The sequence below is a fragment of the Flavobacterium sp. ZE23DGlu08 genome (assembly GCF_030505335.1).
GTDB classification, from domain to species: domain Bacteria; phylum Bacteroidota; class Bacteroidia; order Flavobacteriales; family Flavobacteriaceae; genus Flavobacterium; species Flavobacterium algoritolerans.
On sequence record NZ_CP130045.1, the window covers coordinates 1512306 to 1537650 of the forward strand.

Consider the following 25345-nt stretch of genomic DNA (forward strand, 5'->3'; position numbering starts at 1 on the left):
GGTAAATCTACTACAAATTATACTTTAAAGAGAAAATTACATATCGTGGTTGAACAGTATATTGCGAAGTTCTGGTGGCAAACTGGCTGAAATTGTCATCATTTAATGAGGTTGTATTCAATAAATTCGTTCCACTCATTTTATATTCTAACTTGCTGCCTTTCTTTTGATAAATCAAACTGGCGCTCAAGAAATCATATTCATTATTGACCGTTTTCGTGTTGTTATAATAATGATAAAACTCATATTCAGCAACGAAAGAGAAACTCTTTAAAAAGAAATAATCCAGTCTCGCAAAAGGTTTTTCGGTGTAAAAAGTAGTATTATTATAATCGTTGGTTACAATATTATATCCCAACTCTAAATTAGGCATATTCTTGTAATTTGTTGACGCTTTCAAAGTATAGCTTTGGGTAAAACTCTCGTTTGTTGATAACACATTATTCTGAATGTTATTGAATTTTGACCAATTCAAATTAGCTCCTAAAGATGCTTTGTAATTCTTCAAAAAAGAACGACCGTACGAACCATTTCCTGACAAAGTTTCATCGGCAAAATCAGAATTAAAAGGAGATGACGTTTGATTTACTCCATTGAATACTGCTCGAGTTTTTATTGCATCGACTCTTCTGGAATAAGAAGCTAACGCATTAATATTTTCAAAATTAAACATGTTGTATTTAAAGTAGCGCAAGGAATGCACTTGTGCGGTAGCATTTTCCAAAAGTCGGTTTCCTTTAGTCAAACTGTTGTAATTAGAGAAAACAAATCCTTCAGCAAGTTGATTGATGTCCGTAAAATTATTGGTATACGAAAAATTATAGGTTAATGTTTCCGCTTTTTTGATTTGGTAAATCGCCAAGAAATCAGGTAATGCTCTGAAGAAATTTTGACTGTTACTAGTTCCTAATTGCTCATTTGTCATGTTGTAACTATGCAGACTTACTCCCGGTGTAAAAGTAAATTTGCCACTCAAAATCTTATAATGCAATCCTAAAAACGTATCATTGAAATTGTAATTTACATCATTTGTGTTGGCAACATCATCTAAATTATTGACTGTTTCGTTATCCAAAATCTGAAAAATACTGGAGTTGAAATTTTGATGGGAATACGTATTTCCTAACGTAACATTGATGTTGCTTTTTGGGGTAACCATGTAATAATAATCCAATTTAGCGTCAATCTTACTGGTTTTTACAAAACGACTTTGGTTGATGTTATTTCTGTTTTGCCCAGCAATATAATCGGCTAAATTAAACGGTTGCGATTGTAAATTAGCATTATAAAAAGGATCTTCCTCTTGGTACAAATGTTGCATTTCGAAAGCAAAAATATTCTTGTCACTTTGCGTAAAATACAAACTCAGGTTTTGATTTACCGAAATTGGATCTTGTTTTTTTAATGTATTGATGTTTTCTGTATTCGAATTACTGTTGACAATAGATTCTCTTAACAGTGAATTATTCTCGTCTAGTTTAGACAATTTGGTTAAAACATCATAATCAAATTGAAACCTCGCACTGGGTTTATAACTGGAACTCAATTTGAATAATCCCAAATTACTTTTTTGATTTGCAGTTTCCTGACGATTCTCTGTAGAGAGAATTTCAGAAGAATTAGGCTGTAAAATATTCGTTTGTGACTTTGTTTCTAAATCTGTTTCAGAAGAAGAAAGAATCCCAAAACCGCTTAACGTCCACGCTTTGTTTACATTGTATGAAAAGTTTGTAGCTCCAAATTTAGTCTCAATTTCTTTGGCGCGATTATTCCTTAAAAGTGAAATCCCTAGATCATTCGAGGACACATTAAAACTGGAACCACCTTTTTGCATCATGCCTCTAAAACCGCCCGTGAATTTAAAATAATCCTGAACTGTCAACGGCAATTCCCCGATATTATTGAAATTCGTAATTAAATTGATGCTGTATTTCGGACTGTAATAGAACAATTTTGGGTTTATCAAATAGCGGCTTTCCTCGTGTGCAACTCCTATTCCTGCGGTCATATCTCCAAACCAGAAATTCTTCTTTCCTGATTTCAATTTGATATTCATCGCAACATTATCCTGATTGTTCTCCACTCCTTTTAGTGCGCCAATTTCGCTGTAGTTGCGCAACACTTGGATTTTATCAATGGCATCAGCTGGAATATTTTTGACACCTAACTTCGTATCACCATCAAAAAAATCTTTTCCTTCCACCATTAATTTGGATACTTTTTTCCCTTCGACTTCAATTTCGCCATCAGCGTTGACCTCAACTCCGGGTAATTTTTTGAGAATATCTTCCAGTTTTCGTTCTGTTCCGGATTTAAAGGAATCGGCATTATAAACAATAGTATCTCCTTTTATCGAAACCGGCATTTCCCGAACAATTTCAACTCCATCCAATTCGATTCCACCTTCTTCAAGGGCAATATTTTTAATGCTGTTTTCTGAAGTTGTGGTAATTTCCAACTCTTTATTCTGCATTCCCAAATAACTGATTTTTAAGCTATATGCAGTATTTGGTTTTAGATTAAGAAGAAATTTTCCTTTATCATTTGTTATGGCGTAAGAATCCATTGCTTTTGTGGCTTTATTTACTGCCATTACATTGGCCATTTCAAGTCCAACTGTTTTTGAATCGGTTATGAGACCTTCTAATTTAACGGATTGCGCAAAGGAAAATGAGGTAATAAAAAAGAAGGCAATTAGTATTGTATTTTTCATTTAGAAATTATGGATGAAATCTATAGTATTGATTTTAAACTCTGATTTGGCTTATTTTTACCCTCCAATTCTCATTCGCATTCCGCCATTTCCGCCACGTCCTTGATTCATCTCTCTGAACTCTTCCATTTTTTTCAAAACGGTTTCGTCAAATTCTTTCTGAGTAGTAACTTTTCCTTTCGTTGACGCTTTTATTTCGGTTTTAACTTTAGGATTCAGAACTACTTTCGAACATAAAATAACCGTTTTACCGTCATTTACTTCCAATATCAAACCTGGTAATCCCCAATAGTTCTCCGGCCCTTGATTCACTGGAATTTCCGGCGTATACCAAGCTGTAATTATAGTTTCTTTCGGCATATCCAACTCATCCATAAGATTAGTTTTCTTAGTAGCATCTGCTGGTTTTGTTGTTGCGGCATCTTCTTTTTTTGGTCTAAAATTTCTAAAATCGGTTTTACTTGCAGGACGCACAGCAGTTGCCTTGAAGCAATTGTAACCACCAATAACACGGGTTTCACCTTCCATTTTCCATTGTAAATTAGGCAACGAATCTTTCACAAGAAACTCTTTTCCCATGAACTCTTTATCAACAGTATATGATTTCTCTTTTACGTTCTTATAATACGTTCCGCCACCTCCGGTCATAGACATCATCATTCTCATTCCGCCACCACCTTGACCTGGAGTATCTAATTTTTCTTCTTCTTTATATATCGATGCCGATTTATCAAAATTAAGAATAAACGTCTTTTCGAACATTTTCTTCATTCTTTCCTCGATCATTTTTTGCATATCCGGAGTCATCTCCTTATTGCCTTCCATTCGCGTTTTAAAATCGGAAGTACTTGTTTTCGATTCGTAAACTGCCATTCCTTGAAATTCCTGAGCGTGAAGTCCCATAAATGATGCGACTGCTAATACTAATGTGAAAATTACTTTATACATACTTTTGGATTTTAATAAATAAGACTGAAAAATACTATTTTTGTTACAAGTATTCTGTTAAAATAATAATAAGACAATCATAATTGTATATGGTTTAATCGTAATTTCGCTTTCATGAAGAAATTAGTATTTTTACTCTTTATCGCCTCTTTTTCAGTAGTATCGAGTCAGAACCAAAAATTAACTCCAACTAAAATTGACTTCATTCGTTTTGATGGAGATGCGTTTTTAGGATACGATTCGTTTGGTTTTTATTACACCATCAAAAACAATGTTTTTTCTAAAATCAGCAAACGAGATACTTTAGAATATAAAAATATTTCTTTGGGTAAAATCACTACAGTTGACCTGCAAAATCCGCTTAAAATCGTATTGTTTTACGAAAATTTCAACAGTGTTATTGTATTGGACAATCAATTGAATGAAACTCAAAAAATCAATTTTTCAGACCATACGATTCCTATTGTAGCTTCAGCAATTGGAATAGCTTCTCAAAATCAATTGTGGGTTTACAATACTATGAATCAGCAACTGGGACTTTATGATTATTTAAGCAATAACTACAAGACTATTTCGGTCCCTTTTACAGAAAACATTAAAAATTATTCTTCGGATTTCAATGTCTTTCATTGGATAGACAATAAAAACAACTGGTACGTATGTGATATTTTTGGAAAAATAATAAGTAAGGGAATAATTCCTGATTATGATTCTGTTACAATTATTAATGAAAACCAGTTTCTCTATTCCAAGAACTCCATTTTGATTTTAGAAGATGTAAAAAAAGGTAAAAAAACTGAAATTGAAATTTCAGAAAAAACGTTTAAAAAATTCTGTTACAAGGACCAAATTTTATCTATTTTTACATCAGCAGGAATTACAAATTATAAAATCACAATACCGTAATGCACATAGCAATAGCAGGAAATATAGGTTCCGGAAAAACAACTTTAACTCGATTATTAGCGAAACATTTTAAGTGGGAACCGCATTTTGAAGATGTAGTTGACAATCCATACTTGGATGATTTTTACCATCAAATGGAACGTTGGTCATTTAATTTACAAATTTATTTCTTGAATAGCCGTTTCCGTCAGGTGATGCAAATTCGCGAAAGCGGTAAAAAAATCATTCAGGACCGAACTATTTATGAAGATGCTCATATTTTTGCTCCTAACCTTTATGCAATGGGCTTGATGACCAATCGCGATTTCCAGAATTATTCTTCTCTTTTTGAATTAATGGAATCTACGGTTAAAGCACCTGATTTATTGATCTATTTAAGAAGTTCTATCCCTAATTTAGTGGGACAAATACACAAACGTGGTCGTGAATACGAAAACTCAATTTCTATTGATTATTTGAGCCGCTTGAACGAACGATATGAAGGTTGGATTCAAACCTACGACAAAGGAAAGTTATTAATTATTGACGTTGACAACATAAATTTTGTTGACAACCCTGAAGATTTAGGAAATATTTTTAACCGTATCGATGCCGAATTGAACGGATTATTCTAAAACCATTCCATCCTATAAACAAAAATGCCTCACAATTGCGAGGCATTTTTTATTTTTATATCTTTATGTATCAATTTGTTAGCTTAAATAAAAATCAAGCTAATTTACTTTTACCGCCCTTAGTTTACCACATAAGACATTAATCAACTGGTTTTTCTGATTATTAATTAAAATCTAAAAATCATGAAATGCAAAAGTTTAAAAACCAAAACCGTTTGTTTTTTATTAGTTATAGCGCTTATTTTTCAAAGTTGTGGTGTTTATAAAAAAACGCCGGTAACTTTAGAGCAAGCTGTAACTGCTGACAGTAAAGTTTTAGTAGTAAATGCAGACAATAAAATATTCAAATTTATCAGAATTGAACAAATTGACGGAATATACTATGGACACTTAAAAACCAAAGGTAAAATTGAAAAAATACCGCTTACCGAGAGCGATTTGAAAACCATACGTGTTCTTAATAAAACAGCGACAAACATAGGAAATATTGCAATTGTCGTTGGCTCTCTGGGAGTTGTTTTTTTAGTTATCGCAGCTATTGAACTTTCTAGTTGGTATGATGATTGGGGAGATTGGGACTATTAAATATTTAGAAAGGTTCAAGTATGTAAAATTAAAAATGCCCCGCAATCGCGAGGCATTTAGTATTTATAGTTTTTAGCTGATTATTTCAAAGAGTCTATTTGAGTTTGCACTTCTTCGTCAGTTCCTTCAAATTTTTGAATAGTAACTTTCCCGTTGATACTTGTTTTAATAGTAGCTTTTACTTTTCCATCAACATTTGTTTTTTCGATAGAAACTTCTTTAGAAACCATTTCGGTAGCTACTCCGGAAGCATTCATAAATTTACACGTTTTGCTGTCACATCCTTTTGCAAGACATTCTTCTTTAGACATAGAAGCACACATTTCAGTCGAAGCGCAACACGCTGCTTTATCAGAAATTGTATGACTTCCATTTCCTAAAATTGGGGCAATCACCAAACCTATCAAACACGTCAATTTAATCAAAATATTCATTGATGGTCCAGATGTATCTTTGAACGGATCACCAACAGTATCTCCGGTAACGGCCGCTTTGTGCGCATCAGAACCTTTATAGGTCATTTCACCATTAATCATAACTCCTGCTTCAAAAGATTTTTTGGCATTGTCCCAAGCACCACCGGCATTGTTTTGAAAAACAGCCCAAAGTACACCGGAAACGGTAACTCCAGCCATATAACCTCCAAGCATTTCTGCGATTAATTGGTTATTATCCGCATAAACTAATTTCCCAAGTAAAACAATCGCAATTGGGAAACCAATAGTCAAAATTCCCGGTAACATCATTTCGCGCAAAGCGGCTTTAGTAGAAATATCGACACATTTAGCATATTCCGGTTTTCCGGTTCCTTCCATAATTCCTGGAATTTCCCTGAACTGACGACGCACTTCATACACCATATCCATTGCGGCTTTACCAACAGAATTCATGGCCAAAGCAGAGAAAACTACCGGTATCATTCCGCCCACAAATAACATGGCTAAAACGGGTGCTTTGAAAATATTGATTCCGTCAATTCCCGTAAACGTTACATAAGCAGCGAATAAAGCCAGTGACGTTAATGCCGCCGAGGCGATTGCAAATCCTTTTCCAGTTGCTGCAGTTGTATTTCCTACTGAATCCAAAATATCGGTTCTGGTACGTACTTCTTTTGGTAACTCACTCATTTCAGCAATTCCACCTGCGTTATCAGATATTGGTCCGAAAGCATCGATTGCCAGTTGCATTGCTGTTGTTGCCATCATCGCCGAAGCAGCCAATGCCACACCATAAAATCCTGCAAAAGCGTACGATGCCCAAATTGCAGCTGCAAATAATAGAACGGTTGGAAATGTAGAAATCATTCCTGTAGCCAGTCCTGCAATTACATTTGTACCTGCTCCGGTTGACGATTTTTGTACAATTGCCATAACTGGTTTTGTACCCAATCCTGTGTAATATTCCGTAACAGATGAGATAACTGCTCCAACCACTAATCCGACGATTGTAGCATAGAAAACTCTCATCGAGGAAATTTCTTTAGTTCCTTCTCCGAAGAAATCCATTTTCATGGTTTCCGGCAACATATATTGTACTAAAAAGAAACAAGCGATAGCTGTTAAAATAATTGAAACCCAGTTTCCTATATTCAATGCTTTTTGAACCTGTGCTTCTTTAGCATTATCATCTGTAATTTTCACTAACATCGTTCCGATAATAGAAAATAAAATTCCAAAACCAGCGATTGCCATTGGTAATAAAATAGGTCCTATTCCGCCAAAAGCATCTTGAATATTTCCGCCCATATCTTTGATTACATAATTCCCAAGAACCATAGCTGCTAAAACTGTCGCAACATAAGAACCAAATAAATCGGCACCCATTCCGGCAACATCTCCCACGTTATCTCCTACGTTATCTGCAATTGTAGCAGGATTACGAGGATCATCTTCGGGGATTCCAGCTTCTACTTTACCTACTAAATCAGCACCAACATCGGCAGCTTTTGTATAAATTCCACCACCAACTCTGGCAAACAAAGCGATAGATTCTGCTCCAAGAGAAAACCCAGCTAATGTTTCCAAAACAATAGTCATATCTTCAGTAGAAGTCCAAATTCCATTCATAAAAAAGTGAAAGAAGAAAATAAAGAAAGTGGTCAACCCTAAAACGGCTAAACCTGCAACTCCTAATCCCATTACGGTTCCACCGCCAAAAGAAACTTTTAATGCTTGTGGTAAACTTGTACGGGCAGCCTGCGTAGTTCTAACATTTGTTTTTGTTGCTATTTTCATTCCCATATTCCCCGCTAAAGCAGAGAAAAAAGCTCCAAAAATAAAAGCAACTACTATTAATATATGTGTAGTTGGAACGATAAATGAAATTCCGGCCAAAACAACACTTGCTCCAATTACAAAGAAAGTCAATAACCTATATTCTGCTTTCAAGAAAGCCAAGGCTCCTTCGTAAATGTAATCTGAAATCTCTTTCATCTTACCGTCACCCGGATCTTGTTTTAAAACCCATGCTCGTTTTGTAAACATAAATGCCAGTCCAATAAATGCCATGGCTATTGGCAAATAAATCATTATTGTATTCATAATTTTGGTTTGGTTTTTGGTTAATATTAATACTGTAACAAAACGAAAATAAACAAAAAAGCAATACTCTTAACAGAGTATTGCTTTTTTTATAAAAATTATGGTAATTATTTATTTAATACTGAATAATCCTTCTGGTTTATTCTCAATTTGATTAAAACGCTCCGTACATTCTTTAATAATTGCGTACGCTTCGTTTACATCTCCCCAACCTTCAACATCAACTTGTTTGTTTTCAAGATCTTTGTACACTTGAAAGAAATGTTCAATCTCTTTTAATAAGTGTGGATTAATATCTGAAAGGTTTTCCAATGAATTCCAGATTGGATCTGAAACTGGTACACAGATTACTTTTTCATCTGGTCCTTTATCATCTGCCATGTGGAAAACACCGATAGGTTTTACTTCCATTACACATCCAGGAAAAGTTGGTTCATTTACTAAAACCAAAACATCTAATGGATCTCCGTCCAATGCTAATGTCTCAGGAATAAATCCGTAATCAGCCGGGTACATCATCGAAGAGAATAACATTCTATCAAAACGCATTCTTTTTATTTCGAAATCATATTCGTATTTATTTCTACTTCCTCTTGGTATTTCGATTAAGACATCGAAAGTTGTTAATTTGTCTGCAGTCATTTTAGTTTTTTCTTTTCTATATTTATGGGTGCAAAAGTAAGGAAAGTATCCCTTTTTACAATAAAAAATTTATGTTATCTCTTGATTAAATTTTAACAGTGAGTACTTTAGTAAACCACTGTCCTATTTCGTTTCTTTAAATAATGATGCCATAAAAGATAGGTAGCATAAGAACGATACGGACTCCATTGTATTGCATGAATTTCCATGGCATCTTTATCATGAATATCAAGCAATTCCTTTATGGTATTTACGACCGCAATATCTCCTAAAGGCAATAAATCCGGAGATTGCAGACAAAACATTAAATAAATATCGATGGTCCAGTTTCCTATTCCTTTGATTTTGATAAGTTCTTCGCGTACTTGCTGAGCCGTTTTGGCTGGCAAACTTTCTAAATCTAGCTCTTTATTTAATATCGCTGTTGCCAAAGCTTTTATATACGATGTTTTTTGTCGGCTTACGCCAAGATTCCTAAATTCCTCGTCCGATATGTGAAGAAGAATTTCCGGTGCTATGGCTTTTTGACTGGCTTTTATTTTTAAAAAAGTAGCTTTAGCAGAATCTATAGATACTTGTTGTTCCAAAATTAACAATACCAAAGTCTCAAAACCTTGCGGTCTTTTGGGAATAGTTGGCATTCCGTATTGTTCAATAATTGACTTGAAAATGGTGTCTTTTTCTAAAAGGTAGTCGATAGCTTCTTGCATAATCTGATGTTTTTTAGCCCAGATGGAAACGACATCCTTTTTATAAGGCGATTTTTCTTCGCCTTATAAAAAGATATAGTGTACAGCTGGAATAGCTCCTAAAAATTAAACCCGAACGATCCTTTTACAGTAAAACGATTCGTGTCAGGCGTGTTGAGATAATTGCCTCGCCAAGCGAAATCGATGCGGAACACTTTGAAGATATTCCCAATTCCGGCGCTATATTCCCAATACACTTTTTCGGGTGCATTGTATATTAAACCCGAAGCATTAATCGCTCTGTTTTCATCAGAAATGGTTCCATAAACCCCTTTTACGGATACAATTTCTCTCCAATTGAGTTTACGCATAAACGGAATTCTGGAAAAAATTCGACCATTGAAATTGTGATTCCACTGCAAAGTAGCATACTGGTCTGACACAAATTCATAGAAATTTAGGTTGCTGAATGTGTTTTCTATGGTGAAATAAGTTTGATTCCCGGGAATAACACTCAGTAATCCTAACGGCACTTTCCCGAAGGTTTTCCCCACTTCCATAATAATATTGGTTCTTCCTAAAGGCCCTATAATTATGGGTTGTTTGTAATACAATTGTAATTTATCATATTTGAAATCACTGTTTAAAAGCCCTTTGAATCCATGACTATAATTCACAAAAAAGCGACTAAACGGACTGTCAACATTGCTTCTTTCAACTCCAAAACCTATGGTTTTTCTCTTTGGCGAATATTCAACCTGGAAATTAACTTCAGATTGTTTTACTTCGCTTTCGGTAATCGAATTTGCTATATCCGTATAATAATCTAAGCTAAACGTAGTAGAAGCGGACTCTAGTGTACGATACGAAAATCCTGTTTGAAACGTTAAATTTTTTATGGGCTCTATTTCTATCGCAACGTTAGTCAAATTGATGTTAGTCAATTTCCCGTTGCTACCGGACGAAAATACGGAGGACGAAGCAAAACTTCTACCCAAAACATCGTTTGTGGTGGTTAAACTGGCGCCTATTTGTTCAATGTCGCGCCTATTTCCTCCGGACAAAATGATTCGGTTTTTCTTGTCAACCATCCATTTCCCCGAAAGTCCATATTTGAATTTATCATCATCAAATCCATACGCTGTGTAGGCTTGAATACGCCAAGGATCGTTAGGTCCAAAATAGGTTCTTCCTCCTACTCGCAATCGCACTCCTTCGACTTCATTGTATCCAAATGTGGAAAAAACAGGTCCGTAATCGAAGTTTTTAAATTCTACATAACCGCTTCCAAGTATCGAAACCAAACTATACAATCGCTTAAACTTATCTACGGTTTGCAATGTGTCGAGCATTTTATAAACGCCCAATTCATCCTTGCTTAAGTTTTCAAAACGGTTTTCATTCCAGTATTCATCCGATTTATTGTAGACTTCGTCATCCATATAATTGACCTCATCTTTATAAAAAGCTACTGGTTGCTCCTTATTAAATTGATGATTTCTATAAAAACTGGTTCGTTTCCCGTAAACTCCTTTAGAATTTTCTTTTTTGTTTAAAGCAAAGTCGGACATTAGATAATCCTTGGTCAATAAGAAAACAGAATCACTGACCACTTCAAATTCTTGTTCTAAGTAAATATCTTTTACCCAGTTGATATTGGCGCTTTTGGTAACTGCCATATTGATTTTCTTTATGGCATATGTAGAATCATTCACCCAAAAATCCCCTTTGAAAGTCAATTCGTTTTTACGCCTTGGATAGAAAACAATATTATAACACCACTTATTGTCAATATATGCACTGTCTTTCAAGACATAATTATAGACATCAATTCCTGTTTTAGACAATGGGCTGGTAAAGCTTTTATCAAAAAAAGTCAAGTAATTGTTGTAGATATTATAATCTGAATACAAGTCTTTCACAAAGGATAAAATCTGTTGGTTTCCATTAAACCCAGACGTTTTATTGGCCTTTATTTTCTCTTTTACTTTCTTTAATTTATTATCTCCATAAACATCATTGAGCGATTCATTTATAAAAATAGGCAAATAGGTTTTCCCGGTTACTCTGGAAGTATCCATTTGATTAAAAATAAACTCCATCCCTTTGAAAAGTTTGTTTTTCATAAAAGCACTATCAATAGAATTCATGTCAAATTCTATTTTTTCATACTTTTCCATCTGGTATTGGTCAAACTGATACAATCCGTTTTTACGTTTTCTTTCCCAAATTTTTCTAAGAATATCTAGCGCAGGATTATTTTTTTTGGACGTTTTTCCGGCAAAAACAACAACTTCGCTTAGGCTTTCGGCTTCACTTAGCTGAATTTTGAAATTGTAATTTACAAGTTTGTCCAAAACAATTTCTTTCTCAGAAAAACCTACTGAAGATATCAGCAAAATGGAATATGATTTTTGGGATTCAAGGTAAAACTTCCCATCTTCATTAGTCACAATCCCTTCACTGGAGCCTTTAAAAACCACATTCGCAAAAGGTATAGGCTGATTTGATTTGTCTACCACAATACCGCTCACTTTAGTTTGTGCAAAAACTGCGCTTGCAGAAACCAATAGAAAAAACAAGAGAAATAAGAGATTCTTTTTCATAATCATTCAAAAAAAAACTTCATCAAATAAATAATTGATGAAGTTTCAAATATAGGTATTTAGACATCTAGATTATTTGAAATTTAGACCGTCGACTGTTAAAGTTTATCTAAAAATCAAATTCTAAAAAAATCTATTTTTTATACATTACTTTTTTAACCGCTTTTACCACATCACCTGCATTTGGCAACCATTCTTTCAGTAATACTGGAGAGTAAGGCGCTGGAGTATCTGCAGTTGTGATACGTTGAATAGGCGCATCCAAGAAATCAAAAGCGCGTTCTTGAACAATATAGGTAATTTCAGAAGCAACACTTGCAAAAGGCCAAGCTTCTTCAAGAACCACTAATCTGTTTGTTTTTTTAACCGATGTTAAAATCGTCTCATAATCCATAGGACGTACGGTTCTCAAATCGATAATTTCACAAGAAATTCCTTCTTTGGCTAATTCATCAGCAGCAATATGGGCTTCTTTGATGATTTTTCCAAAAGAAACGATAGTCACATCAGTACCTTCACGTTTGATATCAGCAACTCCAAGTGGAATAGTGTATTCACCATCTGGCACTTCTCCTTTATCACCATACATTTGTTCTGATTCCATGAAAATCACAGGATCATTATCACGAATAGCTGCTTTCAACAATCCTTTTGCATCATAAACCGTAGATGGAACTACCACTTTAAGACCCGGAGTATTCGCAAACCAGTTTTCTAATGCTTGTGAGTGAGTCGCTCCTAATTGTCCTGCCGAAGCTGTTGGGCCACGAAAAACGATAGGTACATTAAATTGTCCACCTGTCATCTGACGCATTTTGGCAGCATTGTTTATAATTTGGTCAATCCCTACTAAACAGAAATTGAAAGTCATGTATTCTACAATCGGTCTACATCCGTTCATTGCTGATCCTACTGCAATACCAGTAAAACCAAGTTCAGCAATAGGAGTATCAATTACTCTTTTCTCACCAAATTCAGCAAGCATTCCTTTAGATGCTTTGTACGCACCATTGTATTCTGCAACTTCTTCACCCATTAAGTATATGGACTCATCGTGACGCATTTCTTCACTCATCGCTTCGCAAATGGCCTCTCTAAATTGTATCGTTCTCATATTATATGTTGTATGTGTCTAATTTTCGAAAAGCAAAAATAAATATTTTATATCACTTAAAAGCATAAATTACTTTAAATTAATCATGATTTATAGTGATAATTTTCAGGAGCTATTTCCGGCTATCCGCTGTATCTTCCTGTGGCTAAAGGAGCCACAGGAAGGATGCCGCTCCTATCCGGGCTACGAAATCGTAATAGTATTGAAAAATATTATGCATGCATAGTATATTATTCGAATTATTATTTTAAATTTGTCAAAGCTTTTTAGAAAAATCAAAATATATACTTATGAAAATATTAGTTTGCATCAGTCACGTTCCTGATACTACTTCAAAAATTAACTTTGTCAACGGTGATTCTGAATTTGACACCAATGGAGTACAATATGTAATCAATCCAAATGACGAATTTGGTTTAACGCGTGCTATTTGGTTTCAAGAGCAACAAGGCGCAACTGTAACTGTTGTAAATGTTGGAGGACCAGAAACCGAACCAACTTTAAGAAAAGCATTAGCAATAGGCGCTAACGAAGCCATTCGTGTCAACGCAAATCCTACTGACGGATTTTTCGTTGCCAAACAACTTGCTGAAGTAATTAAAAACGGAAGTTACGATGTAATTATCGCTGGAAAAGAATCTTTAGACTATAATGGTGGAATGGTTCCTGGAATGATAGCCGGAATTTTAGGATACAACTTCCTTAATTCTTGTACTAACCTGACTGTTGACGGAACAAATGTAAAAGCTGTTCGTGAAATTGACGGAGGAAAAGAAACCGTTGCTACTACTTTACCATTAATCATTGGTGGACAAAAAGGATTGGTTGAAGAAAAAGACTTACGCATTCCAAACATGAGAGGAATTATGACAGCAAGAACTAAAGCCTTGACAATTCTGGAACCTGTGGATGCAACTGTAAACACAAAAGCAGTGAAATTTGAAAAACCAGCTCCTAAATCAGCAGTGAAATTAATTTCTCCTGACAATTTAGATGAATTAATCAATTTATTACACAACGAAGCGAAAGTGATTTAATGTTTTGATTGCTGATTGAAGATTTACGATTTTTGATTGCTGTCCCGAAGTTTCGGGAGCAAAAAAAATCGAGAATCATTAGTCTAATTTCTAAAATCAAAATTCTAAAATCGTTAATCTAAAATCTAAAATTATTATGTCAATATTAATATACGCGGAATACGCAGAAGGAAAATTTAAAAAAGTAGCATTCGAATTAGCTTCTTACGCAAAAAAAGTAGCAGAAACTTTAGGAACTACCGTTACGGCTGTAACAGTAAATGCAGGAGATGTTTCAGAATTATCAAAATACGGAGTAGACAAAGTATTGAAAGTAAACAACGATAAATTATCAGGTTTTACAGCAAAAGCATACGCTGATGTTATCAAACAAGCTGCTCAAAAAGAAAACGTAAAATTAGTTTTACTTTCATCAACTACAGATAGTATTTATCTTTCGTCACTTGTTGCAGTAGCTTTAGAAGCTGGTTATGCGTCAAATGTTGTAGGATTACCGGTTTCAACTTCGCCTTTTCAAGTAAAAAGAAATGCTTTTTCAAACAAAGCTTTTAACATCACTGAAATTACAACAGACGTAAAAGTTCTTGGTCTTGCTAAAAACTCTTATGGTGTTTTTGAAAATGCATCTACATTAACTCAAGAAGATTTTAACCCAACTATTGGAGACAATGATTTTGGTGTAAAAGTAGAATCAGTAGAGAAAGGATCTGGAAAAGTTTCCATTGCTGATGCTGATATTGTAGTTTCTGCTGGTCGTGGATTAAAAGGTCCTGAAAACTGGGGAATGGTAGAGGAATTAGCTACAGTTCTTGGAGCTGCAACTGCTTGTTCAAAACCAGTTTCTGACTTAGGATGGAGACCTCACGGAGAACACGTAGGACAAACTGGAAAACCGGTGGCTACTAACTTATATATAGCGATAGGAATTTCGGGAGCGATACAACATATTGCGGGAATCAACTCTTCTAAAGTTAAAGTTGTAATCAACAGCGATCCAGAAGCACCATTTTTCAAAGTAGCTGACTACGGAGTTGTTGGAGATGCTTTTGAAATTGTACCTAAATTAATTGAGAAATTTAAAGCTTTCAAAGCTCAGAATTCCTAAACAACAGGAAATCATTAAATCGATTTAAATGCTACTTAAAAACAAGATATTTGTATCTTTGCTTTTAAGTAGCATTTTTTTTAACAAAAAATGAAACTTGATTTTCATCAAAAATAAGTACGCTGTACTTACCCATTTAAGAATTATGAGCTTAGTTAAATTATCCATAAAAGGAATTTCATACAGTCAAACTCAAAACGGAGCCTATGCTTTGATATTGAATGAGGTTGATGGCGAAAGAAAATTACCCATTGTCATTGGTGCTTTTGAAGCACAATCAATTGCTATTGCATTAGAAAAAGAAATAAAACCACCACGTCCTTTGACTCATGATTTATTTAAAAATTTCGCAGAGCGTTTTGATATTGTGGTAAAACAAGTCATTATTCATAAGCTAGTTGATGGTGTTTTTTATTCGAGTATCATTTGCGAAAGAGATAAAATAGAGGAAATTATCGATGCCAGAACATCCGATGCAATTGCGTTAGCGTTGCGTTTTAATGCTCCTATTTTTACCTACAAAAACATCTTGGACAAAGCAGGAATATACTTGAAAGCGAATCCGTTGGAAGCCAATAAAGACTCCCAAGAAATTGACGATGTGTTATCTAATCCAGAGACTTTTGGTCATGAAGAGGAAAGCAATCAGTCTGGAGAAACCTATTCTAAACACAGTTTACAGGAATTAAATGAACTGTTAGACCAAGCGGTTTCACATGAAGATTACGAAAAAGCAGCAAAAATTAGAGACGAAATCTCGAAGAGATAACTTTATCTTGATTTTCATTATTGCATTATTTGATACATAAACGATTAACCTCGTAAAAAATGCAGCTGTATTTAATGCTGCACTTTTTTATATATTTTTCTTGACATCTGTTATAAAACTAATCTATGAAAACAAAATTTGTCCTTATTGCCGTAACCTTATTTATTTCTACAGTCGTATTTTCTCAAGATTATTATTTACACTGCGGAAAAATTCTAAACACTCAATCTGGCAAAGAGTTATCGAACCAAACCATAGTTGTTTCTAAAAACAAAATCATAAAAATACAAGATGGGTTTGTATCTAAATCCAAACCCGAAGACATTGAAATCGACCTAAAAAACAAATATGTATTGCCAGGTCTTATCGATTTACACGTGCATATTGAAGGAGAGCACGACACTAAAAGTTACATGTCGAAATATTTAGACAACGAGGCTGACGTTGCATTTCAAGCAGTTCGTTGTGCCGAAATCACCCTTCTGGCCGGATTCACAACCGTACGTGATTTAGGAGGAACCGGTGTTAATATCTCTATAAGAAATGCTATTAACAAAGGAATCGTAAAAGGTCCAAGAATATATACTGCAGGAAAATCGATAGCCACAACAGGCGGACATGCAGACCCAACGAACGGAAGCAATAGAAAACTTGTAGGCGATCCAGGCCCACATGAAGGTGTAATCAATTCTCCGGAAGAAGCAGTAAAAGCAGTAAGAGAACGCTATAAAGAAGGAGCCGATGTTATTAAAATCACAGCTACAGGCGGTGTTTTAAGCGTGGCAAAAAGTGGTAAAAATCCTCAGTTTACTTTAGAAGAAATTAAAGCTATCACTACAACTGCCAAGGATTATAATATGCTTACTGCCGCTCATGCACACGGTGATGAAGGCATGCAACGAGCCATATTAGGCGGTATAAAAACCATTGAGCATGGCACCTTTATGAGTGAAGAGACAATGGAATTGATGAAAAAATACGATACTTATTTAGTTCCTACCTTAACGGCTGGAAAAGAAGTCGAAAAAAATGCAGAGATTACTGGTTTTTATCCTGACATAGTAGTTCCGAAGGCCAGAGAAGTTGGCCCACAGCTGAAAGCTACTTTTGCCAAAGCATATAAAAAAGGAGTCAAAATTGCTTTTGGAACCGACGCCGGAGTTTTTGCTCATGGTACAAATGCAAAGGAATTTGGTTATATGGTTGAAGCCGGAATGCCTGCATTAGCCGCTATACAATCAGCAACAACAACAAATGCCATGTTATTAGGCATTGGAAATGAAGTAGGACAAATCAAAGAAAACTTTTTGGCAGACATTATCGCCGTAGATGAAAATCCTTTGAATACTATCAAAACGCTGGAAAAAGTAGTATTTGTAATGAAAGACGGAAAAATATATAAAAACTAAACTTGCTTACCGCAAAATAGAATAAAGTACAATGAAGCAATATTTAGACTTAGTGCAGCACGTAATGGAAAACGGTTGTCAAAAAGGAGATCGTACCGGAACTGGAACGAAAAGTGTATTTGGTTACCAAATGCGTTTTGATTTGAATGAAGGTTTCCCAATGGTTACCACTAAAAAATTACACCTAAAATCTATTATCTACGAATTGCTTTGGTTTTTAAAAGGGGATACAAACATCAACTACCTTCAAGAAAACGGAGTTAAAATTTGGGATGCCTGGGCAGATGCCAATGGAGATTTAGGGCCCGTTTATGGACACCAATGGCGCAACTGGAATAGCGAAGAAATTGACCAAATCTCAGAACTTATTAAGGAATTAAAAACCAATCCTAATAGTCGCAGAATGTTGGTTTCGGCATGGAATCCTTCGGTGCTTCCGGACACTACAAAATCATTTGATGAAAATGTAGCCAACAATAAAGCCGCTTTGCCTCCTTGTCACGCTTTCTTTCAGTTTTATGTTTCTGACGGTAAGTTATCGTGTCAATTGTACCAGCGAAGTGCTGATATTTTCTTAGGCGTTCCTTTTAACATTGCTTCTTACGCCTTACTCACCATGATGATTGCACAGGTTTGCGACTTGCAACCAGGAGAATTCATTCATACTTTTGGTGATGCACACATTTACAACAATCATTTTGAACAACTTGAATTGCAATTGTCCCGTGAGCCAAAACCATTACCAAAAATGATTTTGAATCCTAATATAAAAGACATCTTCGCATTCGATTTTGACGATTTCACTCTCGAAGGCTACGAACCACATGCCTTGATAAAAGGCAGTGTTGCGGTCTAATCCAATAAAAAAACGGTGTTTTAGTTAAACTACTAAAACACCGTTTTCATTTCCTGCAAACTCATTCCATTTAAAAGAATCTGCTTCTGGCTCATTTACAAATGTGCCGTCTATAACGTATTTGAATTCATAAGCTGCATCTTTATTTACATCAAATACACCTTTGAAAGTACCATTTTTTAATTTGCTTAAAGCTCCTTCAGCAACACTCCAATTATTGAAATCTCCAACAACGGAAGCTTGACTTGCTTCTTTTGCAGCTACCGAAAAAGTAACTTTACATACTGGTTTTGTTTTAACGAATTGTTTCTTGATTGCCATAACTATTTCATTTATAGATTTATAAGACAAAGGAAATAAAAGAATTTGAACTTCCAACAGAGACCTAAAGATTTAATAGAATAGCCCAAACTATGTTAATTTATGAATAATTCAATAATTATAGGCAGGCTAAATTTACTATTCAAAAATCAGAAAACGTTTTCATTCTAAATAATCTACGGGCAAAATAGTGACTTTCCAAAATAAATTTTACCTTTATAAACAAAATTTTGATCAATGGAAAAAGAACTACACGAACAGTACGAGTATGCAAGGAGAAGAATTAAACAAAAAAAAAGACTGTATTTTCATTTTGTTCTTTTCGTTTTAGGGAGTTTACTTTTATTTATTGCTAATAAATTTTTCGAAATTGCCGTAGATTCTCACTGGTCAATTTGGGTAATTACTATATGGTTGTTCCTTTTTATTTTACATTTTATAAAAATTTTCATCACGGATCGTTTTATGAATAAAAATTGGGAAAGAGAACAAATAGACCGACTTGTAGCTTTACAACAAAAAAAACTAGATCAATTACAAACACAGGTTAACAACGACGACCTTAAATAACAGTAAATCAATTATGATAATAATGATTGCGGCCGTTGCCGAAAATAATGCTCTAGGTAAGGACAACGAACTGGTTTGGCATTTGCCAAATGATTTCAAAAGATTTAAATCCCTTACCTCCGGACATCATATTATAATGGGAAGAAAGACATTTGAAAGTTTTCCGAAACCATTACCAAACAGAACCCACGTTATAATCACCAGACAGAAAGAATATCAAGCCGAAGGTTGTATCATAGTTGACAGTATTGACAAAGCATTAGCAGTTTGTCCCAAAGACGAAGACACATTCATAATTGGTGGTGGTGAAATTTATACATTAGGACTTCCCTTCACTGACAAAATAGAAATTACACGTGTTCATCACAACTTTGAGGGTGATGCGCATTTCCCCGATATTAATGATGAAGAGTGGAAAATAATAGCCTCAGAATTTAATAAGAAGGATGAAAAACATCTCTACGATTATTCGTATCAGACATTCATTAGAAAATAAAACAAAAAAACATCCTTTTTACGGGATGTTTTTTTTTAACCATTGATCAAAGAGATGACCTACTCTTGAAAGAGGATTTGATAACATAAAATAAAAATTACAAATATTAGTAATACTCCAGAAATGAAGATTATAACATTTGAAGTTTTCTGAGAATACATCTCAAAAAAGCCTTTAATACCAAATACCACGAAGGTACTAAAGACGAAAAAAATTAAAATTTCCAAAAACAAATTTAATCCTAAGAACGTATGTTGCGCTTTAACTACAACACTGCTTTGTAAAACAGTGTTTTCAAAACAGCTAACAAGAACAAATGAGATAAAAAACGCTAAAATTATCCACTTGATTTGGTTGATCGGTTCTCTTTTAATCATTTAATATGGTTATTTTCCTGAATAACAAATTTGTACAATTAAATCTTTAGTTACAATACCCACTTTTAGTGATATTTCAAATAAAGTGAATTCTGGATTTTAAGCTATTTTAAAAACTAAAAATAAAACTTGTTTCTAATTTTTGAAACCCATTTTAAGTTCGTCAAGTTTGTATTATATTTGTACAAATTAAAAAAATGTCAGAAAAAATAACACCCTATAAAGATTCAGCTCTAGGTAAAAAAGAACAAGTTGCTAAAATGTTTGACACCATTTCTGGAAATTATGACAATCTGAATCGTGTCATTTCTTTCGGTATTGATATAAAATGGCGTAAAAAAGTATTGCAAATAGTTTCAAAGTCAAACCCGAAGGTTATTCTGGATATTGCAACCGGAACAGGTGATTTGGCAATTTTGATGGCGCAAACAAATGCTGAAAAAATCATTGGACTAGATATCTCTGCAGGAATGCTGGAAGTAGGCGTAAAGAAAATTGCTTCAAAAAATCTTTCTAATACTATTGAAATGATTTTAGCAGACTCAGAAAACATGCCTTTTGAAGACAACTATTTTGATGCGATAACCGTTGCTTTTGGAGTACGTAATTTTGAAAACTTAGAAAAAGGCTTAGCTGAAATTTTAAGAGTCTTAAAACCTAACGGAGTATTTGTGATTCTAGAAACTTCGGTTCCAGACAAAACACCTTACAAACAAGGATATAATTTTTACACTAAAAACATTCTTCCATTAATAGGCAAAGTTTTCTCTAAAGATGATGTTGCTTATGGATATTTATCTGAATCTGCTGCTGCATTTCCTTATGGAGAAGCATTAAACAATATTTTAAGAAAAATTGGGTTTATAGATGTTGTAGCCTTACCACAAACTTTTGGAGTAGCTACCATTTACTCAGCTTCTAAAAAATAATACTGAAGATTTCAGCATAAACATGAGAAAAATAATTGTCTTACTATTTTTTGCTTTTATTATAAAAGGATACGCTCAAAAGTCTAAAAACATATTTAGCAGAGACCCTATTATTAATTTGGAAAATTTTCAAAAAAAGAGAATGTACTACGGGTTTTATCTGGGATTCAACTCGTATGATTTCAAAATAGACTATAAAACGGTAGGACCTGATATTCTTATAAAAAGAACTACCGGATTTAATGTAGGAATCGTCGCTGATTTGAAACTTCAGGAATATATTGACTTGCGATTTGAGCCAGGTCTTTATTATACCAAAAGAGACTTATATTATCCAAATTTCACAAACAGTGGAGATGCGCTTAGGGAAGTGAATAGTACTTACATCCATTTTCCGTTATTAGTGAAATTCTCCTCACTTAGAACAGGGAATATTCGTCCTTATTTAGTAGGAGGCGTATCTGCAACGTTAAACTTATCCAGCAATTCTAAATTAATTGATGACAATTTAGAACAACGCTTTAGAGTAAAAGCGTGGACAACTAATTATGAATTGGGTTTCGGAATTGATCTTTTTTCAGAATATTTTATATTTTCCCCTTCCATAAGAGGTGTTTTTGGAATGAATGACGAATTAATCCGAGACAAAGACCCAAACAGTCCATGGACAAGCAATATAGAATCCTTGAAAACCAGAGCAGTCTTCATTAATTTTACTTTCCATTAAAGACTTACCCTCTACAAAACTCACTTAATACTATAGCGGTAGCGGTGGCAACATTAAGGCTTTCAGTTTTTTGAAGATCTCCAAAACGAGGAATTGTGAGTCTGTTTTTGACTAATTTTTCAAGTGCTGCAGAAACTCCATTAGCTTCATTACCCATAATAATAATCCCTTCTTTGGGCAAAACCGATTTATAAATATTCTCTCCATCCATAAAAGTACCAAAAACGGGTAGTTTTGTTTGTGCAATAAAAGCATTAAGATCAATATAATTTACGTTAACCCTGGCTATAGAACCCATAGTTGCCTGAACAACTTTTGGATTATAAATATCAACAGTCTCCTTGGAACACAACAACTGTTTAACACCAAACCAATCACACAAACGCAATATAGTCCCTAAATTTCCCGGATCACGAATAGCATCAAGCGCTACTATTAAACCGGTTTCAATAATTGGTTTTTCCAATGGCATTTTAAAAACTCCCAAACAAGTATTTGGGGTTGCTAATGCACTTATTTTTTTTAAATCATTTTCTTGAATAATCGTTTTTTTAGCTGCTGGAACTTCTTCAAAATCATTTTGGGTGGTATACAAATGTTCCAATTCAAAATTAGACTCCAATAGTTCATGAATCCCTTTTACGCCTTCGGCAAAAAATAATTTATTGGCAATTCTATATTTTTTTTGCTGCAAACTCGTTATAAGCTTTATTTGGTTTTTACTAACCATAAAATAATGTACTTTTGAATTAAATATTTTAGAACACTTGAAAAAAACTTCCACAAAAATAACTGCATTTATTCTAATTGCAATACTAATTTGCGCTTGTAACGCTGTAAAAAGAGTTCCGGACGGAAAACTTCTGCTTACAAAAAACGAAATTACTGTAAATGATAAAACAATTAAGGATGAAAATGTTTTTAATCAACTGTATCAAAAACCAAACAGTACCTTACTTGGATACCGTTTAAGATTGAATCTTTACAATCTTGCCAACCTAAATCCAGATTCAACGTATCAAGCCAAGTTTACAAATAATCCGGAAAAATTTAGAAGAAAATCAAAATGGCTCTCTGAAAAACAAGTTAATCGACTTGGAAAATCGTTCTGGTATCACGGAATCCATGATTTCTTAAAAAAAACTGGAGAACCTCCCGTAATTATCGATAAAGACAGAGCGGACAAATCTTTGTTGCGTTTGAAATACTACTACTTCAACAATGGTTTTTTTAATGTCAATGCCAATTACAAAATAGACACTTTGAGTATCAAAAAGGGCAAGATAAAATACGCCATTACTCCTGGAAATGCTTATTTTTTAGATTCCTTGAGAACTACTATTTTAACTCCGGCTTTAGATTCTTTATATGAGAGCAACAAGTCAAACACATTTATCAAATCAGGAAATCAATATAAAACAGAAGATTTTGAGAATGAAAAAAACAGAATCACCACTCATTTCAGGAACAACGGAGTGTATTATTTTCAACCTAATTATGTAACTTTTGACATAGACACCATTAAAAAAGTCAATCAGGCAAATATAAACCTGATGATTAATAATTATTCATATCAAAATGGTGATTCAACCCGAACAGAACCTTTTAAAATATACAAAATAAGTGATGTAAATATTTACACTGATTATTCCCCAAGCAATAACAGTATAAAAATTACAGACAGCACTACTTACAAGAACTTTAATCTATACAGTCAGAACAAATTAAGATACAAGCCACGAGCAATTACTAATGCTATCTTCATTACAAAAGGAGGATTATTTGCCGATTATAAAACCGTCTTGACAACTCGGTATTTAAACAATCTTAAAATTTTCAACTATCCGTCAATACAATATGAAGTTGACCCAAGAGATTCCACTGCACAATCATTGATTGCAAAAGTGTATTTGACACCCCGAAAAAAATATAGTTTTGGGACAACATTAGATGTTACTCATTCTAACATACAGGATTTTGGTGTGGGCTTAAGTGTTTCTGAAACAATACGAAACGTTTTCAACGGAGCCGAAACACTAGAATTAGCTGTGCGTGGTAATATTGGATCTTCAAAAGATTTAGCGAATCCAAAGAATAATTTCTTCAATGTATCTGAATATGGTTTGGATTTAAAACTTAACATTCCAAGGATTTTCATGCCTTTCAGCACTGAAAAAATCATTCCTAAAAGCATGATTCCATCAACACTAATCACAATGGGTTTTGCAAAACAACAAAATATTGGTTTAGACAAAGAGAATTTTACAGGAGCATTATCCTATAATTGGACTCCAAAAAGAAACAATACCGCTAGATTTGATTTGTTCAACACTCAGTTTGTGCGAAACCTAAATCAACAGAATTACTTTAATGTTTACGGTTCTTCTTATAATGCTTTGAATGAAATCAGCAAAGAATACAACACAAATCCATCCTATTATAACAATGACATTGATAAAGATTTGCTTATTGAAGAAGGAACCGCTGGCTTTACTAATGATGTGCTCACGGGCAACGCCAACTTTTTGAAGCCACTAGAAGCCGAAGATTTTCAGTCTGTAAAAAGCATTGAAGAGCGAAGACTTAGGCTTACGGAAAATGACTTTATTTTGGCAACCAGTTTCACTTTCTCAAAAACAACCAAAAAAGATTTAACAGACAATACTTTTTATCTTTTTAAAACAAAAATAGAATCGGCAGGAACCATTTTATCTGCTTTTGCAGCATCAACAAATCAAAAGAAAAACTCAACTGGCAACTATGAAATATTCAATTTAGAATATTCAGAATACATAAAAACAGAATTTGATTACATTAAACATTGGGATCTATCCAAAGAAAAAATATTTGCATTCCGATCGTTTTTCGGGATAGCCATTCCATTTGGAAATTCAGACTACATTCCTTTTTCAAGAAGTTATTTTTCAGGAGGATCAAATGACAACAGAGCATGGCAACCGTATGGTTTAGGACCGGGCAGCAGTGGCGCATTAGACGATTTTAATGAGGCAAATATGAAAATTGCCATTAGCGGAGAGTATCGTTTTAAGATATTAGGCAGTTTAAAAGGAGCACTTTTTGCCGATGCAGGGAATATTTGGAACGTATTGGACAATGTAGAGGATGAGAAATCGACATTTACACAATTTAAGGACTTAAAAGATATCGCATTAGGCACTGGATTTGGGCTTAGATATGACCTGAGTTTTTTTGTAATTCGTTTTGATTTAGGATTTAAAACCTACAATCCAGCCAATGAAACCAACAAAAGATGGTTTAGAGAATACAATTTTGCTAACTCCGTTTTAAATTTTGGAATAAATTATCCGTTCTAATGCTAATTAATTCTTATTTTTGCAAACTAAAAACTAAATAAAATAACTAAAAAAATT

The 25345-nt window shown here is 34.1% G+C and carries 22 protein-coding genes; 13 read left to right on the top strand and 9 right to left on the bottom strand.

Annotated elements, in window-relative coordinates:
* Positions 1 to 10: 10 nt before the first annotated feature.
* Positions 11 to 2713 carry a carboxypeptidase-like regulatory domain-containing protein gene (locus Q1W72_RS06645; RefSeq protein WP_302137704.1) on the bottom strand — a complete coding sequence of 901 codons (2703 nt, stop codon included), beginning with the start codon at positions 2711 to 2713 and terminating at the stop codon, positions 11 to 13.
* 57 nt (positions 2714 to 2770) lie between these two features.
* Positions 2771 to 3661 carry a GLPGLI family protein gene (locus Q1W72_RS06650; RefSeq protein ID WP_302137705.1) on the bottom strand — a complete coding sequence of 297 codons (891 nt, stop codon included), beginning with the start codon at positions 3659 to 3661 and terminating at the stop codon, positions 2771 to 2773.
* A gap of 114 nt (positions 3662 to 3775) precedes the next feature.
* Between Q1W72_RS06650 and Q1W72_RS06655 the strand changes: the two genes are divergently transcribed.
* The 3 genes from Q1W72_RS06655 (at position 3776) to Q1W72_RS06665 (ending at position 5766) form a co-directional block, all read left to right on the top strand.
* Entirely contained in the window at positions 3776 to 4567 is a 792-nt protein-coding gene (locus Q1W72_RS06655; RefSeq protein ID WP_302137706.1) for a hypothetical protein, read from the top strand.
* Positions 4567 to 5181 carry a deoxynucleoside kinase gene (locus Q1W72_RS06660; RefSeq protein ID WP_099713600.1) on the top strand — a complete coding sequence of 205 codons (615 nt, stop codon included), beginning with the start codon at positions 4567 to 4569 and terminating at the stop codon, positions 5179 to 5181. Before Q1W72_RS06655 ends, Q1W72_RS06660 begins: the two co-directional genes overlap by 1 nt.
* A gap of 183 nt (positions 5182 to 5364) precedes the next feature.
* Positions 5365 to 5766, top strand: coding sequence for a hypothetical protein (locus tag Q1W72_RS06665; protein ID WP_282713123.1), 402 nt, complete (start codon positions 5365 to 5367; stop codon positions 5764 to 5766).
* 80 nt (positions 5767 to 5846) lie between these two features.
* Here Q1W72_RS06665 and Q1W72_RS06670 read toward each other — a convergent pair whose 3' ends face one another.
* From Q1W72_RS06670 to Q1W72_RS06690, 5 genes are all read right to left on the bottom strand, one after another.
* Positions 5847 to 8306 carry a sodium-translocating pyrophosphatase gene (locus Q1W72_RS06670; RefSeq protein WP_302137707.1) on the bottom strand — a complete coding sequence of 820 codons (2460 nt, stop codon included), beginning with the start codon at positions 8304 to 8306 and terminating at the stop codon, positions 5847 to 5849.
* A gap of 111 nt (positions 8307 to 8417) precedes the next feature.
* On the bottom strand, positions 8418 to 8948 hold the full coding sequence (locus Q1W72_RS06675; RefSeq protein ID WP_099713603.1) for an inorganic diphosphatase: 531 nt from the start codon (positions 8946 to 8948) through the stop codon (positions 8418 to 8420).
* Positions 8949 to 9055: 107 nt separating this feature from the next.
* Positions 9056 to 9658 carry a DNA-3-methyladenine glycosylase gene (locus tag Q1W72_RS06680; protein WP_099713604.1) on the bottom strand — a complete coding sequence of 201 codons (603 nt, stop codon included), beginning with the start codon at positions 9656 to 9658 and terminating at the stop codon, positions 9056 to 9058.
* A 98-nt stretch (positions 9659 to 9756) separates the two neighbouring features.
* Positions 9757 to 12243, bottom strand: coding sequence for a DUF5686 and carboxypeptidase-like regulatory domain-containing protein (locus Q1W72_RS06685; RefSeq protein ID WP_099716197.1), 2487 nt, complete (start codon positions 12241 to 12243; stop codon positions 9757 to 9759).
* Positions 12244 to 12376: 133 nt separating this feature from the next.
* The gene (locus tag Q1W72_RS06690; protein ID WP_091204253.1) at positions 12377 to 13357 is read right to left on the bottom strand and encodes a pyruvate dehydrogenase complex E1 component subunit beta; all 981 of its coding nucleotides are present in this window, start codon (positions 13355 to 13357) and stop codon (positions 12377 to 12379) included.
* 290 nt (positions 13358 to 13647) lie between these two features.
* Here Q1W72_RS06690 and Q1W72_RS06695 point away from each other — a divergent pair, with 290 nt between their 5' ends.
* From Q1W72_RS06695 to Q1W72_RS06715, 5 genes are all read left to right on the top strand, one after another.
* Complete coding sequence (locus tag Q1W72_RS06695; RefSeq protein ID WP_121340868.1) at positions 13648 to 14394, top strand: electron transfer flavoprotein subunit beta/FixA family protein; 747 nt, start codon at positions 13648 to 13650, stop codon at positions 14392 to 14394.
* Between the two features lie 136 nt (positions 14395 to 14530).
* Positions 14531 to 15499 (top strand): electron transfer flavoprotein subunit alpha/FixB family protein, encoded by a 969-nt coding sequence (locus Q1W72_RS06700; RefSeq protein WP_302137709.1) that lies wholly within the window; start codon positions 14531 to 14533, stop codon positions 15497 to 15499.
* Between the two features lie 145 nt (positions 15500 to 15644).
* Positions 15645 to 16268, top strand: coding sequence for a bifunctional nuclease family protein (locus Q1W72_RS06705; protein ID WP_121343254.1), 624 nt, complete (start codon positions 15645 to 15647; stop codon positions 16266 to 16268).
* Between the two features lie 125 nt (positions 16269 to 16393).
* Complete coding sequence (locus Q1W72_RS06710) at positions 16394 to 17677, top strand: amidohydrolase family protein (RefSeq protein ID WP_099713607.1); 1284 nt, start codon at positions 16394 to 16396, stop codon at positions 17675 to 17677.
* A 31-nt stretch (positions 17678 to 17708) separates the two neighbouring features.
* Positions 17709 to 18533, top strand: coding sequence for a thymidylate synthase (locus Q1W72_RS06715; RefSeq protein ID WP_099713608.1), 825 nt, complete (start codon positions 17709 to 17711; stop codon positions 18531 to 18533).
* Between the two features lie 24 nt (positions 18534 to 18557).
* Here the strand turns inward: Q1W72_RS06715 and Q1W72_RS06720 are convergent, their stop codons facing one another.
* On the bottom strand, positions 18558 to 18854 hold the full coding sequence (locus Q1W72_RS06720; RefSeq protein ID WP_099716199.1) for an isoamylase early set domain-containing protein: 297 nt from the start codon (positions 18852 to 18854) through the stop codon (positions 18558 to 18560).
* Positions 18855 to 19091: 237 nt separating this feature from the next.
* On the opposite strand from Q1W72_RS06720, the gene Q1W72_RS06725 reads away from it, so the two are divergent.
* The 4 genes from Q1W72_RS06725 (at position 19092) to Q1W72_RS06740 (ending at position 21953) form a co-directional block, all read left to right on the top strand.
* Entirely contained in the window at positions 19092 to 19424 is a 333-nt protein-coding gene (locus tag Q1W72_RS06725; protein ID WP_121340865.1) for a 2TM domain-containing protein, read from the top strand.
* Positions 19425 to 19437: 13 nt separating this feature from the next.
* Positions 19438 to 19920: a dihydrofolate reductase gene (locus Q1W72_RS06730; protein ID WP_302137711.1), complete on the top strand. Its 483-nt coding sequence runs from the start codon at positions 19438 to 19440 to the stop codon at positions 19918 to 19920.
* 574 nt (positions 19921 to 20494) lie between these two features.
* A complete protein-coding gene (ubiE, locus tag Q1W72_RS06735; protein ID WP_302137712.1) occupies positions 20495 to 21226 on the top strand; it encodes a bifunctional demethylmenaquinone methyltransferase/2-methoxy-6-polyprenyl-1,4-benzoquinol methylase UbiE in 732 nt (243 codons plus the stop codon).
* Positions 21227 to 21248: 22 nt separating this feature from the next.
* Positions 21249 to 21953: a porin family protein gene (locus Q1W72_RS06740; RefSeq protein WP_099713611.1), complete on the top strand. Its 705-nt coding sequence runs from the start codon at positions 21249 to 21251 to the stop codon at positions 21951 to 21953.
* Between the two features lie 4 nt (positions 21954 to 21957).
* Here the strand turns inward: Q1W72_RS06740 and Q1W72_RS06745 are convergent, their stop codons facing one another.
* Positions 21958 to 22683 carry an RNA methyltransferase gene (locus tag Q1W72_RS06745; RefSeq protein ID WP_302137715.1) on the bottom strand — a complete coding sequence of 242 codons (726 nt, stop codon included), beginning with the start codon at positions 22681 to 22683 and terminating at the stop codon, positions 21958 to 21960.
* 37 nt (positions 22684 to 22720) lie between these two features.
* Between Q1W72_RS06745 and Q1W72_RS06750 the strand changes: the two genes are divergently transcribed.
* Positions 22721 to 25288 carry a BamA/TamA family outer membrane protein gene (locus tag Q1W72_RS06750; RefSeq protein WP_302137716.1) on the top strand — a complete coding sequence of 856 codons (2568 nt, stop codon included), beginning with the start codon at positions 22721 to 22723 and terminating at the stop codon, positions 25286 to 25288.
* The last annotated feature ends 57 nt before the right edge of the window (positions 25289 to 25345 follow it).

What these genes read in the sequence shown, in the direction of transcription:
- Q1W72_RS06645 (WP_302137704.1), bottom strand. Translation starts at nt 2,713, where the DNA reads ATGAAAAATACAATACTAATTGCCTTCTTTTTTATTACCTCATTTTCC.
- Q1W72_RS06650 (WP_302137705.1), bottom strand. Translation starts at nt 3,661, where the DNA reads ATGTATAAAGTAATTTTCACATTAGTATTAGCAGTCGCATCATTTATG.
- Q1W72_RS06655 (WP_302137706.1), top strand. Translation starts at nt 3,776, where the DNA reads ATGAAGAAATTAGTATTTTTACTCTTTATCGCCTCTTTTTCAGTAGTA.
- Q1W72_RS06660 (WP_099713600.1), top strand. Translation starts at nt 4,567, where the DNA reads ATGCACATAGCAATAGCAGGAAATATAGGTTCCGGAAAAACAACTTTA.
- Q1W72_RS06665 (WP_282713123.1), top strand. Translation starts at nt 5,365, where the DNA reads ATGAAATGCAAAAGTTTAAAAACCAAAACCGTTTGTTTTTTATTAGTT.
- Q1W72_RS06670 (WP_302137707.1), bottom strand. Translation starts at nt 8,306, where the DNA reads ATGAATACAATAATGATTTATTTGCCAATAGCCATGGCATTTATTGGA.
- Q1W72_RS06675 (WP_099713603.1), bottom strand. Translation starts at nt 8,948, where the DNA reads ATGACTGCAGACAAATTAACAACTTTCGATGTCTTAATCGAAATACCA.
- Q1W72_RS06680 (WP_099713604.1), bottom strand. Translation starts at nt 9,658, where the DNA reads ATGCAAGAAGCTATCGACTACCTTTTAGAAAAAGACACCATTTTCAAG.
- Q1W72_RS06685 (WP_099716197.1), bottom strand. Translation starts at nt 12,243, where the DNA reads ATGAAAAAGAATCTCTTATTTCTCTTGTTTTTTCTATTGGTTTCTGCA.
- Q1W72_RS06690 (WP_091204253.1), bottom strand. Translation starts at nt 13,357, where the DNA reads ATGAGAACGATACAATTTAGAGAGGCCATTTGCGAAGCGATGAGTGAA.
- Q1W72_RS06695 (WP_121340868.1), top strand. Translation starts at nt 13,648, where the DNA reads ATGAAAATATTAGTTTGCATCAGTCACGTTCCTGATACTACTTCAAAA.
- Q1W72_RS06700 (WP_302137709.1), top strand. Translation starts at nt 14,531, where the DNA reads ATGTCAATATTAATATACGCGGAATACGCAGAAGGAAAATTTAAAAAA.
- Q1W72_RS06705 (WP_121343254.1), top strand. Translation starts at nt 15,645, where the DNA reads ATGAGCTTAGTTAAATTATCCATAAAAGGAATTTCATACAGTCAAACT.
- Q1W72_RS06710 (WP_099713607.1), top strand. Translation starts at nt 16,394, where the DNA reads ATGAAAACAAAATTTGTCCTTATTGCCGTAACCTTATTTATTTCTACA.
- Q1W72_RS06715 (WP_099713608.1), top strand. Translation starts at nt 17,709, where the DNA reads ATGAAGCAATATTTAGACTTAGTGCAGCACGTAATGGAAAACGGTTGT.
- Q1W72_RS06720 (WP_099716199.1), bottom strand. Translation starts at nt 18,854, where the DNA reads ATGGCAATCAAGAAACAATTCGTTAAAACAAAACCAGTATGTAAAGTT.
- Q1W72_RS06725 (WP_121340865.1), top strand. Translation starts at nt 19,092, where the DNA reads ATGGAAAAAGAACTACACGAACAGTACGAGTATGCAAGGAGAAGAATT.
- Q1W72_RS06730 (WP_302137711.1), top strand. Translation starts at nt 19,438, where the DNA reads ATGATAATAATGATTGCGGCCGTTGCCGAAAATAATGCTCTAGGTAAG.
- ubiE (WP_302137712.1), top strand. Translation starts at nt 20,495, where the DNA reads ATGTCAGAAAAAATAACACCCTATAAAGATTCAGCTCTAGGTAAAAAA.
- Q1W72_RS06740 (WP_099713611.1), top strand. Translation starts at nt 21,249, where the DNA reads ATGAGAAAAATAATTGTCTTACTATTTTTTGCTTTTATTATAAAAGGA.
- Q1W72_RS06745 (WP_302137715.1), bottom strand. Translation starts at nt 22,683, where the DNA reads ATGGTTAGTAAAAACCAAATAAAGCTTATAACGAGTTTGCAGCAAAAA.